Genomic DNA, 14,988 nt, shown 5'->3' on the forward strand with positions numbered 1-14,988 from the left:
TTGGCATAGTGGAAACTCTGGAGGCCAGACCCACCCGGTGAAGCAGAAGGCAGCGAATGCGTGGGGTTTGTACGACATGATTGGGAATGTTTGGGAATGGTGTTCGGACTGGCAAGGACCCTATCCGAGCGAAAGCGCGATGGACCCGACGGGTCCCGGATCGGGCTCTAGCCGCGTGGGCCACGGGGGCTGCTGGGGCAACGACGCCAGGAACACGCGCTCCGTCTGCCGGTGGTGGGGGGACCCAGGCAACCGCAGCGTCGGATTGGGCTTCCGTCCCGCCCTCAGTTCACAAGGCTTCTCCAACCCCCTTCCCTCAACCAGATGAATCAGCCTTGGCTGGAGTGTAACAAAGTACAACAGCGAGATTGCACTTCAGTGCGCTTTCAGGTAGTTTCCAGGTTCGGGCTACAAATGCACTTTTACCCCGTGTTTACCGAGTCATAACGCACAAAGGCGCACTCGTTGCGCAAGCCTCGTTACGGATTCGTAAACCGTAGGTCGTCGGTTCGATCCCGACCATTGGCTCCAGCATCGCTTGAACATGAACCTGAACCACGATTCCAGCACCATCATTCAGAAAACGCGCGATCTTTGCCAGGCGATCCTCGAGGATCCCGGTTATCTCGACATGCGAAACAGCATCGAGCTGTTCATGGCCGACGAGGCCGCCAAAGAGGATTATCGCTGGGTCGTCGAACAAGGCGAATATCTCCAGCATAAACAACAAATGGGTTCCTCGCTCGATGATCGCGAAATCCAGGAGTTCGAATCCCGCCGATCCGCTCTGGTCGCGAATGCCAAGGCAAAAGCCTTTCTCGACGCCCAGCAGTCCATCCAGGCGGTTCACGAATCCGTCGGCAAGTACGTCGCCAAGACCTTCGAACTCGGCCGCCTCCCGCAATCCTCGGATTTCGAGTCCGAAAGTTGCGGACCTTCCTGCGGCTGCCACTGACTGCGATGGCGGTGAAGGTTTCGTTCGTCATTCCAACGCTGAACGAAGCCGGGCAACTCCCCCTAACCCTCGCCTCCTTGCCAAGCCTGGGCGGGGATTTTGAATGCTGCATCGCCGATGGCGGCAGCTTGGACTCAAGCCGGGACCGGGCGCTCCATGCAGGGGCACGCTGGATCGAATGTGCTGAGCCAGGACGTGGAAAACAGCTCAACGCTGGCGCCTTCCAAGCGCAAGGGGACGTTCTCGTTTTCCTTCACGCCGATACTCGAATGCTCCCCGGTGCGGTCCATTCGATGCTGCGCGCCCTTGGCGACAAACGCTTGGTGGGTGGAGCCTTTCAAAGGCGTTTTGATCATCCCTCTCTCTTCTTGCGAGCAACTTGCTGGCTGGCCGATGCGCGCGGGGAATCCTGGGGCTGGTTTTTCGGAGACCAATGCCAATTTGTCCGGCGCGAGGTCTTCCTTCAGTTGGGGGGCTACGTGGACTGGCCCAGGTTCGAGGATCTCGATTTCGCAAGGCGCCTGGCACGAATCGGAAAGACCTGCCTCATCCGTCCTGGCGTCATTTCGTCCGGACGGCGATTTGGCGATCACCCGGTCCGGCGAACGCTGAAGGACTTTGGGCTGACACTTCGTTACTGGGCGGGCGGCGCTCAGGGCGCCGGCACGAACACCGCACGGTAGAATCGGAAGACATCGCTTACCGAGTTGGTATCGCGCAACGAAGCCGCCACCGTCCCGCCACGAGGAACGACGAGGTTGGTCGTGGCGACACTGAACCAGTCCAGCATGTTGGTGGAGGCCTGAAGCGTGTAGGCGCCGCTCTGTTGCGCCGCCATGGTGAGTCCAAACGCTTCGCCCGGTCCACCGCTGAAGCCGGCGCTGCTCAGCAGGCGCAAAGGCACGTCCAGCGCGTAGCTCAACTTCACACGCCCGGCCGCACCACCGATTCCGTCCACCGCGATATAATACACCGTCCCGGCGGTGGCGGTGAACCGAACCAGACTGGTGGCGCCGTTGGGACCGCTGTTATCATCGCAGGCGACCAGGGTGAGACTTTCGAAATCGGCCCCCGAGCCTGTGTACACCGCGAGGACCGTGTCGAATTCGCTGCCTCCCGTGCTCACCAACAGGCTGCCATCCGCCTCGGCTTGATAAGTGAACCATTGGCTGGCACCGCCAATGACGCCGCAATGGTTGGGTTCGTTCGCTTCCGTGGTGGATCCGAAGGAATTGAACACTTGGGATCCGGAATATCCGCGCGCGACGGCCGTTCCTGCCTTAATCAGCCTTTGGGCCTCGAATCCACCCGGCAAGACGAAGCCGGCTCGATGGTTACCACGGTTCACACCCGCAGCGGCTCCTCCGCTCCCGCCTCCGCCCGGCGTGGCATCCGCAAATTTATCTTCGGGTGAAACGCCCGTGGCAGCACCTCCAGCCTCATTCACGCCTATGACCAGCTTGGCCGGGGCACTGCGGACGGCGGCCTGGCCGTTGGACACTTCGACCTGATAACGAGCGACGTCGAGTTCGCCGACATTGCTGAGGTTCAGCACACGGTCGTTCCGGCCCGGCATCAGAACCCCGTCTTTGAACCACTGGTAGGTCAACGGTGCCCCGCCATCGTCCACCGCGGTCACGGTGAAGGTCGCGGTCCCGCCCGCCAGCACGGTTTGATCCCGCGGAGTCGAGGTGATCCGGGGCACACGAACGATCGTGGCCTGGAAACTCCAACTCAACACGACGGTGCCGCCGACGCCACCCACCCCATCCACGGCGATGGCGTATTCTGCTCCGCCCGATACATTGAAGCGGACGGCGCTGGTCAAGAAACCGCCACCGTCCTCGTCACTCGCAATCGACGCGAGCGAACTGACGGAATTTCCGAGATAGACCGCCAGCACCGTGTCGAAGCTGCTGCCGGTGGTGTTGAAAGAAGCGATCCCGTCCCCGGGCGCCACCCAGCGAGCCCAAACCGACCTGGCTGGACGCCGGTTTGCATGGAAGGGTTCACCGGGTTGGGCGGTGGCCAGGGTGCTGCTGCCCTTGAGTGATCCGAAAGGCCCCGGCAAAACCACCCGATCTTCGAAATTGTCCCCGAAGACAGTCTCCTCGACGAGCACGACGATCAGGGCTGGATCGCTGGTGGTGGTGCCCGAAGGGGAACGAACGACGACCGTGTAGCTGCCCGAGTCCTCGGGTCGCACATTGTCTCGAACCAGGGTATCGCTGGTTTCACCGGGGATATTCACACCGTTCAACCTCCACTGATAAGAGAACGGGCCGTCTCCGTTGACGCGAACGTGGAGGGAGATGCGTTCCCCGGCCCGCACGGTCTGTCCTTGCGGCTGTTCGCCGATCGAAGGGGGCACGAGGACGGTCAGAGTGACGGCGTCGCTCGTGACATCGCCCGCCAGGTTGCTGATCCGGACGGAATAACTTCCCCCTCTCTCACGGGTCACATTTTGGAGGAACAAGGTTCGCGACTCCGCCCCGGGGATTTTGGTTCCATTGAAGAGCCATTCGAAATGGAGCGGTGTCGTACCATTCGGCGCCACGCTCAAAGAGACATTTTCCCCCTGCAGCACCGTTTGCGGAGTGGGAGGAGTAATGATGGTGGGCGGAATGATAACCTGAAGCGTGGCGCTTTCACTGCGCGCCGCGCCCGCGAGATTGGAAACTTCGACCGAATACCGGCCGGAATCATCGAACGCCACGCTCCGGAGGACCAACCGGTCTTGAGTCGCTCCCTCAATGGGGGTTTGATTGAAAAACCAACGTTAAACAAGCCCGATGCCCCGGGCGACAACAGTGAACTCCGCATCCTTGCCCGTGGCGAGCACGAGCGAAGCCGGCGGAGTCACGATTTCCGGTTTGTCAGGAACCACCGTAACCTTGAACTCCGTGCTGGCCTCTCCCCCGTCCGCATCCGTCACCGTCAACACCACCACGCTGTCGCCGGCTTGACCTGGGGTGGGCGTCAATCGCAGGGTTTTCGTTGAGCCCGCTCCAGAAACGATGAGTCCTGGCACCGGCAGCAAACTCGGATTGGAGCTGCGTGCCGTGAATTTCAGGACGGCGGGCGGAGTTTCCAAGTCCTCGACTTTGAACTCGACGGATCCGGCCGTCGCGCTGGCCGGGATGCGGAGGTCGTCGATTTTAGAGATCGAGGGGAGATCGTTCACGGGCCTGACGGTGACGAGAATGGCGCGCTCGGAAACGCCGCCGTTGCGATCCTCCACTCGCACCCGCAAGGTGGTTACCCCAAACTGATTGGGGAGCGGAGCGAACTTCAGTAATCAATTCACGCCGAACCCCTCGATCTGAATGCCCGTGCCGGGCACGAGCGCGTCATTCGAGGAGTTCACTAAGACCTTGAGCGAGGTTGCGGGATCTTCGGCATCCGCCACGCCAAATTCCACCATCACGGGCGGCTGATCTTCGTCGAGCACCACTGGCGGCACTACCGAGATTTCGGGGAGATCGTTGATGAATTCCACGAAAACCTCAAAGGACGTGGAACTTTCCACCGAGCCGTCCAGCGCGGTTAGGGTCACGATGGAAGAGCCCGATTTCCCGTCCGCCGGCCGAATTTTGACGACGCGGCGCGATCCCGTGCCTTCGATCACGACATGGGCCTGCGGAATCAAAGATGAATCGGAAGAATCCACCCGGAATTTCAGCGTATTCAAGTCGCTATCCACATCATTCAGCACCCAATCCAGAGGCGGCAACGGCGTGTTCTCCTTCGTCTTCTGGTTCGGAATCTTCCCCACCACGGGCGGATCATTCACGGGCCGGACGGTCAAAAGGAAGGTGCGGCTGTCCGGAACGCCGGTATTGTCGCGCACGATGACCGTAACGTGGGCCGAACCGGAGGCGTTGGGGAGTGGCTTGACGCGAAGTCGCGCGCCCGTCGTGACCCGCGTGACTTGGAATGATGAAGCATCGAGAAGCAAGGAGTTGTCCGAACTCAAATCGTAGGTCATGAACCCAATCGGCGAATCTAGATCGGACACCACCAAATCCAGCTCCAAAGTAGCGTCCTCATCCATGGATTGCGCTCCCAGCGGAGCGAGCGAGGGAGGGTCGTTGGAAGGAAGGACGCGGATCTTGAAGCTTTGGCTCGAACTCAAAACGCCGTCGCGGATCTTGACGGTGACCTCCGACTCCCCGGCGGCGTCGCGCAGAGGCGTCAGCACCAAGGTTCTTGAGGCGCCTGTTCCCAGCACACTGGTCGAGACGACGGGTGGATCGCTGACTGAAACGTCCAATGTCAGCAGGTCGGCCACGGTATCGGGATCAAAAAGGTTGAGCGGCACGAAGACCGGCAGGCCGTCCTCGTCGGTCAACGCGCTGCCCAACGGGGCGAGGTGGGGCGGATCGTTAACCGGCGTCACCGTGACCACGAAATTCATCGTAAAAGCCGCCCCGCCATCATCGGTCACCGTCACGGAGATGGTGGCCGTGCCGTTGGCATCCGCGACGGGCGCGAAATCGATGACACCGACGGCGGCGGGACTCGTGTAAGTCACGGTCGGGTTCGGCACAATGGAGGTGTCGCTTGAGACGGCGGTGACCGTCAGGACCTGGACTTCGTCGGGAGCGCCGGAAGAAATCCCGGAGAGCGGTACGGTCTGCAAAGGGGCGTCCTCTGGAATCGTGAGCGGGGAAAGAACGCCGAGCGTGGGCGGATCATTGAGTGGAACGAAGGTAACGGTGAAGGTGGCGGGTGTTCCACCCTCCCAATTCAAGGCTCCCTGGATGAGCATCGTGGGCGCGCTGCTAACCACGGCCCCGGTCACTTTCAATTCCCCAAACAAGCCGATCGTGGTCGCCGAGACGCCGGCCAGTGTCAAGTTGTTCGCGGTGATTTCCAGTGTAACCAGGCCACTCGTCCCCTGGCCCATCAAGATACGGTCCACCGTCGCGGCCACATCCAGGGTTACGGTGTAAGTGCCATTGACATTGATCACCACCTCGTCCCCGGGGAGGGCCTGTCCCCGCCCGCCGCCCACGGGATGCAAAACATCATGCTCCGGCGGCGCGCCGGGACGGACGCGCCCTACCTGCATCACCGGCAACATCGGGATGCACCGGTCCGAGGCGGCGCATCCAGAGGTTGTGGGTGACCGGGTTGTCGTGGTCACGTCGAAAGCCCTGTCTGCTGTGGCGAAGGCTGCCCAGCTTGCGGGGCGATGAAGGGAACCCGGCGCGTGGAGAGCATGGGAGGGCCTCGTTCTTCACCCGCCGGGCCGTCGGCGATACGGCAGGTTGGGCAGCCTGCATTACTCTGCCGCCAACCTCGGAATGGACCGGCCATGGAAACCCAACCGCCGAAGTCCCGCGACCGCGGCGAAAACCAACCGGCCCGCTTGCCCCCCGGTTTACCCAGCTCTTCTCGACATCGATTCCAGCCCATCAAGGGGTCATGAGACCACATCGAGGGAAACTGACAGGAAAACCTGTCAAACGGCAAAGGGCGCTAGAACTCGATACGCTGTCCGAACCGCACTTTTGCGTCCTTCCACGGTCTTGCCAAAGGTATCGTCCTCCACCTCGATACAAACCGGACCGGCATAGTTCGTTTCCATCAAAGCACCCATAAACCGGCTCCAGTCCATCTCCCCAAATCCGGGAATCCGGGGTTGATGCCAGAACAGCGGATGCGAAAACACCCCATGTTCGTTGAGCCGGTCTTGATGCACGCGAACATCCTTGGCATGGACGTGGAAAATCTTGCCCTGAAACTCCCGCAACGGACTCGCCGGATCCATCTGCTGCAACACCAAGTGGGAGGGATCGTAGTTCAATCCAAAGTGCTTCGACGGAATGTCGTTGAACATCCGCCGCCACACCGACGGCGATACCGCCAGATTCTTACCCCCCGGCCACTCGTCCCGCGTGAACAACATCGGACAGTTTTCGATTCCAATGCGGATCCCGTGATCTTCGGCAAAGCGGATCAAAGGACGCCAAACCTTGAGAAATCTCGGCCAGTTTTCGTCGATCGACTTGGTCCAGTCCCGCCCGACGAAGGTGTTGACAGTGCCCAACCGCAACCGCTCCGCCCCGAGGATGACCTTTTTCAAGTGAGAGACGGCGACCTGGCTGACCTGGGGATCCGGGTCGAGCGGATTCGGATAATAACCAAGCCCGCTGATGGACAACCCGCGGGAGGCGAAGCGTTCGCGAATTTCCTCGGCCCGTCCTTCGGTCAAGCCGACGACATCGACGTGGGTTACACCCGCGAATTTCCTTTCAGCCTTCCCCACGGGCCAGCACATGAGCTCGATGCAATCGAACCCTTCCTCGGCGGCAAAATCGACCCACTGCTCCAACGTCAGTTCGGGAAGAATGGCGGAAACGACTCCAAGCTTGAATCGGGATGTTTGGGACATAGGTGCTAGGCGAAATCCCCCCAAGGCTCTTCGCGGTCGTGGTCAGTCTTTGAACTCTGTCTGGATCGGCGATCACAGGCGAGTTCTGCGATCGTCATGTCCATCCTCTGCTCTGGAGGGTTTCTTTCGATGATTGAACAGGAGGGGGACGGAGCAATCAAGGTTTTCCCCATTTCGGCCAGGCGGACCCAACTCGAGCTTTTCAGAAGGCGGCTGACGGAGGCTCCGGAGGCTTTCGTTGATCCATTCCCGAAATATTCGCTGCACACGATTTGCCGTTTCGAGCCAAAGAACTCCGCCGGGCCGGGGTGCGGAATGGTGAGTAACTGTTACATCAAGTGATGTCGGGAGGTTCAACGCGCCCGATGGTGGGTGGGTAGATGGGACGCCACGCCGACGCGCACTGACAGAGGCGGTCGTTGAGCGAGTTCTTTGAACGCTGCCGTCCTCCACGCGGTGGCCGAAGGAATTGATGGGTTCCGGAACCCGTGTCAAGTGCGCCACGAAGGGGATCGCTCGGGGTGGTTCAGGCTGGCCTGGCCTTTTCAGATCGAGGGAGAACGGGACGCCCGGTGAGGACACCGGGCCTCCAGACACAGAGGTCGTCGGGATGGTAGGCCGCGTACCCTCACGCAGCGCACTGTCGCGGTTTCAACCTCCCGGCTCACTTGATGCTCATGTTCGTCGGGAGGGCTAGACAGCCGCCTGCTCCTCGACGCGCGCAAACAGCCAAAGCGCGTCCGCGAGCCGGTTGAGGAAACGAAGGATTTCCGGATTCATCCTCTCTTCCGCGGAACGCAAATCGAGCACCCTGCGCTCCGCGCGGCGGCAGACGACGCGTGCCCAATCGAAAAAGCCCGCGGCTTTCGTTCCACCCGGCGTGGCCCAGCCACGATAGGTAATGTTCCGCTCTTCGATCGCCGCCACCCATCCGTCCACTTCAGACACCTGCGCGGACGAGATGGAAGAAAACCCGTCCCGTTCGTATCGTTCCCGGTCTTCCGGATCCGTGGCGAGCTCACCCATCAGCACGACCAACTGTTTTTGCGCCCACAGGAGCTTGTCGTTCAGCCCGGCTTCGCCGCACCAAGCGCGTGCCATTCCCAGGGCGGCATTGAGTTCGTCCACAGCGCCGACTGCCTCCACGCGAACGTGGTTCTTCGGCACCCGACGGTTGTACAAGAGTCCCGTCGTGCCGTCGTCGCCGGTGCGTGTGGCGATGCTCATGAATGATGCCTCAACCTCGCGCCAGCACTTCCTTCACGGGTTTGCCCAGGCCGTCGCGGGTCACGTAAAACGGGCGTTTCTCGATCTCGTAACTCGTCTTGGGCGAAATGCCCAGCGCATGGAAGATCGTCGCATGAAGGTCCTCGATGACCACCCGTCCTTCCAGGGTCCGGCAAGGACGTTCCTCGGCTGTCTTGCCGTGCAAATAGCCTTTCTTGACGCCGCCTCCGAACAGCAGCACCGAACCGGCATCCGTAAAATGCCGGTGCATGCCATAATGTTTGGGATCTTGGATCACATCCGGCACCTCGACTTGATCCTTCACTTTCTTGTCGGGTTTGCCTTCCGTCATCATGTCCCGGCTGAATTCGCTCGCCAGCACCACCAGCGTTCGGTCCAGCATTCCACGCTCCTCCAAATCCAGGATCAGTTGCGAGACGGGGCTGTCGATTTGCTTTTTCATATCGACGAGCCGGCTGTGCCCGTTTTCGTGCGTATCCCAGTTGAGAAAGGGGATGTACTCGGTGGTCACTTCGATAAAGCGAGCGCCAGCCTCGACCAGCCGTCGGGCCAGCAAACACCCCAAACCGAATCGGGCCATGTTCTGCTTCTCGTAAGAACCGTCCCTCGACAACGCGGCGCGTGACGCTTTCGAGAAGTCGTATCCACCCGGGACATACTTCGCCACCATTTCCTTGGACTCCAGTGTGAGATCGAAGGCTTTGGCGGCGGGTGAAGTCAACAAGCGGTGCGCGTTGTCCATGGACCGCAGGAAGGATTCGCGCTGATACCCGCTGCCATGCTGGCCGATGGGACTCGCCTCCAGCAAACGCTTGTAAAATTGGTTGCGATCCTCGAAGCGCCCCGGGCTCATTCCCGCGGGAGGACGCACGCTTTCCGCCGCCAGATCCGGGAACGCAATGTTGAAAGGTCCGTACTCGCTCCCATAAAACCCCGCGCTATGAAACGCCTTCAGCTCCTCCCCTTCTCCCACGTCGTAGCGTTGTCCGATGTTGATGAACGCCGGCACTGCGGGATCGCGGGGCCCCAGCGTTCGCGACACCATCGAGCCCAAATGCGGGGCGGCCACTGTTTGGGGGGGCGCATATCCCGTATGCCACTGGTATTGGTGCCGCGTATGCAGGATGAATCCCAGGTCCCCGGCGGTGTAAGAACGGATCAGCGTGCCCCGATCCATGATCCGCGCCATTTTGTCCAAGCCTTCCGAAATCTTGATTGAATCCACCACGGTGTCGATGGCGGGGAAGGTACTCAGCACCTGGTCGGGTTTGAGCCCCTTTTCATAGGGTGTATAACGCTTGGGATCGAACGTTTCCGTGCTCGCCATCCCTCCTCCCATCCAAAGCACGATCACCGCGTCGGCTGTGGGCGCGATCTTGGGAACAGTTTCAGCGAACCCTTGACGCGGATAGCCGGCGGCGAGAGCGGACAACGTGGCGGCACTGGCGGTTCTCAGAAAGTCCCGGCGAGGCTGCAGAAACCCTGTTTTCATAGGCAATTCAGTAAATGAGTTGAAATTCAGGCAACATCAGCAGGCTCCAGAGAAGGTCTTCCACTCCTTCCTGCTTGGGTGGCAGTCCGGCCAGTTCTCGCGATGCCGAGGCCTCGACGGCATTGGGCGCGCGCCCGAGCGCGCGCAGATACAGCTCGCGAACCAAGGCGTCCGTGGATCGTGGACCGGCGGCCAGCAATTGTTCCGCGCCCCGTTTCACCAGCGAGTCCAACGAGCTGCCATTGGCCAGTTCCAGCGCTTGCAGCGTCGTGGCCGCGCTTGCTCGTGTCGCGACCACTTGCTCGCGATTGGGACGGCCCAACGCCGCGGTAAGAGGATCCGATCGAACCATCGAGGTTCGAATCGTGCCTCGCTGAGGGATGGCAGATAAAATCGCAGAAAACCGCCGCTCGAGATGCCGCCCATCGGCGGGATCCAATGAGTTCAAAGGAAGCAACACCGCTTGTTTCCAGCCCGCATCGTCGTGTCCTGGCCGTTCCCAGCCCTCCGTCCTGGACGTGCTCCATCGCCAAGCTTGATCGGAAGCCATGTCCATGATCTTCCCGGCCTCAACGCGTCCCGAGGAACCCGCTCCACGAATGCGGGCATAGAAGAGGAGTCCCGCGGGATTGGGTTTGTCCTTTTCACCCGTATTGGCGCTTTCCACCGCCAGTACGTTCTCTCCTTTCAAGAGATAGGGTTTCAAGTCGAAGAGCCGCGGACGTTCCCAATCGGAGCCTTCCCCGAGCTTATTCCCGTTGAGGTAGAGGGTGAACTTATTGTCCGCCGTGCAGACGGCATGGGCTTCGCCGACCTTTTCCTGCACTCGAAAGGTTCTCCGCCAATACACGGTCTCGACAGGCGCTTTGGTGAACGCCTCCGGCACGTTCCATACCCAATGGGGTTTCAACCCGCTGGCCAGCATGGAAGCCGGACGGCGCCCTCCGCCTCCGGCCAGAAAATCAAACTCGGCTTCCGCACGTTCGAACCAGAGCCCGGCCACCGTTCCCAGCGCATCGCGAAATTGCTCCGCGGACAGCCGTCGAATCGCCGGCCCCCGGAACACGTAGTCTTTATCCGGTGCATCGTCCACGTTCACCGCGGGCGATTGATAAGCTTTCGAAGTCAGGATGTGGGCCATGGTCCGCTTCAAGTCGTAGCCATGGGCAGCCAGATCTTCGGCGAGCCAATCCAGCAGGGCCGGATGCCAGGCTTTCTGTTCCATGTCGTCCACCGGTTCAATCAAACCTCGACCCATGATCTGGCGCCACAGCCGGTTGACCACGGTCCTGGTCAATCGCCCGTTCTTGGGCCCGGCAACGACCTCCGCCAGCCGCCGCAGCCGGGCCGGCTTGTCGAGTCCGTTTGAAATCTCCCCGAGTTCGGGATAGATAAACCGCGTCCCCGCCTTCTGGCCCGTGGCTTTGTCGCAATGGAACATTTCCATGGGTTCGTCCGCATAGAGGTTCGCCAGAGCATAGGCATCCGCCAGCGTCCAATCATTGATGAAGCTATCGTGACAGGAGGCGCATTTCAGATTTACGCCCATGAACACTTGCGAAATGTTCTGCGCAGCTTGCAAGGGTGGAACCTGGCTGGCGTTGACGACTCCGCGCCACACGATGCCCTTGGTAAACCCCTCCGAATCCTTGCCCGGCGCAATGAGTTGGGCCACGAATCGGTCGTAGGGAAGATTGGTCGCCAGCGCGGAGTAGAGCCAGGAGCTGATTTGCTTTCGACCGCCGTCGATGTAGCCGGTGCCCGCGTAATCGTTGCGAAGGAGATCATTCCAAAACGTGAGCCAATGCTGGGCGTAGCGTTGGTGGTCCGACAGAAGTTTCTCCACTAGCCTCTGCCGTTTGTCTTTGCCACGCTCCGTGATGAACGAGGCCAATTCAACGGGCGTCGGAAGCACGCCCAACACATCCAAATACACGCGGCGAGCGAAGACGCGATCTTCCACCGATTCCGGCCATTCCAGGTTGCGCGCCTTGAGATAAGGCTGCAACAGGCGGTCCACCGGATTCTTCAAACCGGGGACGGCCGGCGGCGCTTTCACCGGTTGCGCGAGCAAATTGACAGGTTCAGGGCGAGCGAAGGTAATCGACGCGTCCCATTTCAACCCTTGATCAATCCAACCGCGCAATAATCCCACTTGCGCAGCGGTAAGCTTCGATCCCTTCTCGGGCATCACGTTTTCATCGTCCAACCCCGAAACGAGCTCGATGAGAAGGCTCTCACTGCTCCGTCCCAACTCCACGACCGCTCCGGAATCGCCGCCCTTCAGAACCCAATCTCGATCGTCAAGTCGGAAGCCCCCTTTGGATTTGCCGCGACCATGGCACTTCGTGCAACTCGCCTCGAGGATGGGCTTGATCTCGCGGGCAAAATCGACTGCGTGCGTCGCGGCGGGCGGCAGCGCCGCACGTTGTTCCGGGGTCAGACGCGCTTGAATTCCTGGCGCCAAAACCATGACCAGGAAGCAAACAAACAGCCGGTTCAGAAAAGGCATGAGGCGCATTCTAGCGTGACTTCTGCAGATTGGCGATGCCTTTGAGCAAATCCATCGCTCGAGCCAGAATCGGATCTGCCAGTTGAGGTTTTTCCGTTTCGCTCACACCCGACCGAAAAGGGGCCGCGGGTTGCTCCTCCGGGTCGAGCCCCTCCCGTTTCCGACGAACCAATTCCGCCTCATTCAACTTCGGACGCGGTTCGACGCCCGTCGTCCGGCGAATCGCGCCAGCCGCAGCGTGGGAAACAAAGGGCTTGTCGAAGAACTGCCGTTCCAACGCCGGGGCGGATTCGAAGGAAACATCCGGCACGACGCCTTGGGCCGACAGCGAATCCAGCTCGGGTCCACGCAGGTTGCCCGTAGCAATGTGGATGCGGCGTCCATTGGACAGATCAACGGACTTGTACACTTTGGCCTGGTTGGCGGTGGGACTTCCCAACACGAGGGCTCCGACGTGCTGGCGAAGCAGGGCGGCGAGTGCTTCCGCGGCACCTGAAGTCTGGCGGTTGACGAGCACGACGCAAGGGAGGCGGATGGCGTTGGTTCCCTTGCCGCCTCGCAGCATTCCCGAGCCGAAATCGAGCAAGTCCGTTTCCGCCTGCACGAATCGGGAGGCGGTTTGAACCGCAGCGGCATAATCACTTCCGTGACAATAGCGGAGATCCAAAATCAGACCATCGAGTCGATTCGTCGTCCAGATGCTGATGGAGGAGTTCAATTCCTCGTCCAAGCCTGGCGCCACTTCTTTCAATTGCAGCCAGCCCCCTCGTTCTTGAAGGATTTCTTTGCGCGCCAGGAAGGAGCCGGCTTGAGCGGACTCCGGTTTGGGGCGGTCCATGAGCACCTGCGGGTGAAGTTGCCGCAGCATGCCTTCCACCATCGCTTGGTTGAGATTGCCCTCCTCCATTCCGGGCAATTCTTTCCGTAACAAATGGAGGATTTCCTGAAAATGGGGCCAGCCATTGGTGGCGGTGGAGGCAGCCTCGGCCGAACCCGGTGGAACCCATCCGAGGAAACCCGCGAGCGAAAGATTCGCGGCCAGCGTCATTCGAATCCATCGTTTCATGCGGTGGTCAGACCTTTCATTGCAATATCACGCCTGAAATGGGCGTTCTCGAACTGAATCAATTCCACGGCGGCATAGGCCGCCCGACGGGCATCCGCCAGGGTCGGTCTCCACGCGGTCACTCCCAGGACTCGCCCTCCCTGGGTCAACCATTGATTGTCTTTTCGAGCCGTCCCCGCGTGAAACACCTTGACCCCGGGCAAGCGTTCAGCCTCTTCCAGTCCGCGGATCACCCTGCCCTTGGTGTAGCTGCCGGGGTATCCGCCCGAAGCCATCACCACGCAAACGCAGAAGTCGGTGCTCCATCTGAGCTGCACTCGATCCAAGGTGCCATCCACGGAGGCATCCAACAACTCGACCAAATCATTTTCCAGGCGTGGCATATAAACCTGGGTTTCAGGATCGCCGAATCGCGCGTTGAATTCAATGACCTTGGGCCCCTCGTCCGTAAGCATCACTCCAGGATAGAGGATTCCCTGAAAAAAAATTCCCTCAGCCCGGCACCCCGCGAGCCAGGGATCCAAAATTGCCCTTCCGACCGAGTCCAACCCGGCTGGCGAAAGGAACGGAGCCGGCGAGAAAGTTCCCATGCCCCCGGTGTTCAATCCCTTGTCTCCATCGAGAGCCCGTTTGTGGTCCTGCGAGGTCGGAAACAACTTGACCGTGTTGCCATCACAAAGCGCATGAAGGGAAATCTCGGTGCCGCGAAGAAATTCCTGGATGACGACACGACTTCCGGCGGTACCGAACGTCCGTTGAACCATGATCTCTTCGATCGCGGATCGGGCTTCCTCCATGTTCTGGGAAAGGAGCACTCCTTTGCCGAGCGCCAGTCCATCGGCCTTGATGGCGCAACATCCTGCCAGCGTTTCCGCGAAGCGGAGGGCTTCCGCGGGATCTGAAAACGTCCCTGCTCGCGCCGTGGGAATGCCATGGCGGCTCATGAAATCCTGCGAGAATGCCTTGGACGATTCGAACTGGGCTCCTTTCCTTTCGGGTCCCCAAATCCGAAACCCGGAGATTCGAAACAAATCGACGATACCCAAGGCCAATGGATTGTCCGGACCCACCACGACCAGATCAGGCCGGTTCTCCCGGGCGAAAGCCAGAAGTGCCTGAAGTTCCTCTGCTCCCAGCTTTACCAATTCCACCGGAAGTCCGTTCGAATGAAGCCTTTCCAACTCCATCCCGGGATTGCCTGGCGCCGCCCAAATCTTCGTCACGTGAGGAGACTGGGCCAGTTTCCAAACCAACGCATGTTCGCGTCCGCCAGATCCAATCACCAAGAGCTTCATCCGTGCCAAGCGTAGCAAAC

Annotated in this window: 12 protein-coding genes; 3 read left to right on the plus strand and 9 right to left on the minus strand. The window is 60.3% G+C overall.

What is annotated here, in order from left to right; translation table 11 throughout:
• The 3 genes from FJ404_14070 to FJ404_14080 form a co-directional block, all read left to right on the plus strand.
• The coding region (locus tag FJ404_14070) for a formylglycine-generating enzyme family protein (protein ID MBM3823987.1) at positions 1–328 on the plus strand (328 nt) is incomplete at its 5' end.
• A 216-nt stretch (positions 329–544) separates the two neighbouring features.
• Positions 545–955, plus strand: coding sequence for a YlbF family regulator (locus FJ404_14075; GenBank protein MBM3823988.1), 411 nt, complete (start codon positions 545–547; stop codon positions 953–955).
• A gap of 5 nt (positions 956–960) precedes the next feature.
• Positions 961–1,638 (plus strand): glycosyltransferase, encoded by a 678-nt coding sequence (locus tag FJ404_14080; protein ID MBM3823989.1) that lies wholly within the window; start codon positions 961–963, stop codon positions 1,636–1,638.
• Here the strand turns inward: FJ404_14080 and FJ404_14085 are convergent.
• The 9 genes from FJ404_14085 to purD form a co-directional block, all read right to left on the minus strand.
• Positions 1,608–3,671 carry a hypothetical protein gene (locus FJ404_14085; GenBank protein MBM3823990.1) on the minus strand — a complete coding sequence of 688 codons (2,064 nt, stop codon included), beginning with the start codon at positions 3,669–3,671 and terminating at the stop codon, positions 1,608–1,610. The genes FJ404_14080 and FJ404_14085 overlap by 31 nt on opposite strands.
• Before the next feature lie 63 nt (positions 3,672–3,734).
• Positions 3,735–4,208, minus strand: coding sequence for a hypothetical protein (locus FJ404_14090; protein MBM3823991.1), 474 nt, complete (start codon positions 4,206–4,208; stop codon positions 3,735–3,737).
• Between the two features lie 45 nt (positions 4,209–4,253).
• A complete protein-coding gene (locus tag FJ404_14095) occupies positions 4,254–6,041 on the minus strand; it encodes a hypothetical protein (GenBank protein ID MBM3823992.1) in 1,788 nt (595 codons plus the stop codon).
• 381 nt (positions 6,042–6,422) lie between these two features.
• Positions 6,423–7,355 carry a sugar phosphate isomerase/epimerase gene (locus FJ404_14100; protein MBM3823993.1) on the minus strand — a complete coding sequence of 311 codons (933 nt, stop codon included), beginning with the start codon at positions 7,353–7,355 and terminating at the stop codon, positions 6,423–6,425.
• Positions 7,356–8,048: 693 nt separating this feature from the next.
• Positions 8,049–8,582 (minus strand): cob(I)yrinic acid a,c-diamide adenosyltransferase, encoded by a 534-nt coding sequence (locus tag FJ404_14105; protein MBM3823994.1) that lies wholly within the window; start codon positions 8,580–8,582, stop codon positions 8,049–8,051.
• Between the two features lie 10 nt (positions 8,583–8,592).
• Complete coding sequence (locus tag FJ404_14110; protein MBM3823995.1) at positions 8,593–10,095, minus strand: DUF1501 domain-containing protein; 1,503 nt, start codon at positions 10,093–10,095, stop codon at positions 8,593–8,595.
• 7 nt (positions 10,096–10,102) lie between these two features.
• Positions 10,103–12,616 carry a DUF1549 domain-containing protein gene (locus tag FJ404_14115; GenBank protein MBM3823996.1) on the minus strand — a complete coding sequence of 838 codons (2,514 nt, stop codon included), beginning with the start codon at positions 12,614–12,616 and terminating at the stop codon, positions 10,103–10,105.
• Between the two features lies 1 nt (position 12,617).
• Positions 12,618–13,673 carry a hypothetical protein gene (locus FJ404_14120; GenBank protein MBM3823997.1) on the minus strand — a complete coding sequence of 352 codons (1,056 nt, stop codon included), beginning with the start codon at positions 13,671–13,673 and terminating at the stop codon, positions 12,618–12,620.
• On the minus strand, positions 13,670–14,968 hold the full coding sequence (purD, locus tag FJ404_14125) for a phosphoribosylamine--glycine ligase (protein ID MBM3823998.1): 1,299 nt from the start codon (positions 14,966–14,968) through the stop codon (positions 13,670–13,672). Before purD ends, FJ404_14120 begins: the two co-directional genes overlap by 4 nt.
• Positions 14,969–14,988 lie beyond the last annotated feature (20 nt).

Source organism: Verrucomicrobiota bacterium, assembly GCA_016871495.1.
GTDB lineage: Bacteria > Verrucomicrobiota > Verrucomicrobiia > Limisphaerales > VHDF01 > VHDF01.

Excerpts from the sequence above, each read along its gene's own strand:
- FJ404_14075 (MBM3823988.1), top strand. The coding sequence starts at position 545 with ATGAACCTGAACCACGATTCCAGCACCATCATTCAGAAAACGCGCGAT.
- FJ404_14110 (MBM3823995.1), bottom strand. The coding sequence starts at position 10,095 with ATGAAAACAGGGTTTCTGCAGCCTCGCCGGGACTTTCTGAGAACCGCC.
- FJ404_14100 (MBM3823993.1), bottom strand. The coding sequence starts at position 7,355 with ATGTCCCAAACATCCCGATTCAAGCTTGGAGTCGTTTCCGCCATTCTT.
- FJ404_14115 (MBM3823996.1), bottom strand. The coding sequence starts at position 12,616 with ATGCGCCTCATGCCTTTTCTGAACCGGCTGTTTGTTTGCTTCCTGGTC.
- FJ404_14105 (MBM3823994.1), bottom strand. The coding sequence starts at position 8,582 with ATGAGCATCGCCACACGCACCGGCGACGACGGCACGACGGGACTCTTG.
- FJ404_14080 (MBM3823989.1), top strand. The coding sequence starts at position 961 with ATGGCGGTGAAGGTTTCGTTCGTCATTCCAACGCTGAACGAAGCCGGG.
- purD (MBM3823998.1), bottom strand. The coding sequence starts at position 14,968 with ATGAAGCTCTTGGTGATTGGATCTGGCGGACGCGAACATGCGTTGGTT.
- FJ404_14095 (MBM3823992.1), bottom strand. The coding sequence starts at position 6,041 with ATGTTGCCGGTGATGCAGGTAGGGCGCGTCCGTCCCGGCGCGCCGCCG.
- FJ404_14120 (MBM3823997.1), bottom strand. The coding sequence starts at position 13,673 with ATGAAACGATGGATTCGAATGACGCTGGCCGCGAATCTTTCGCTCGCG.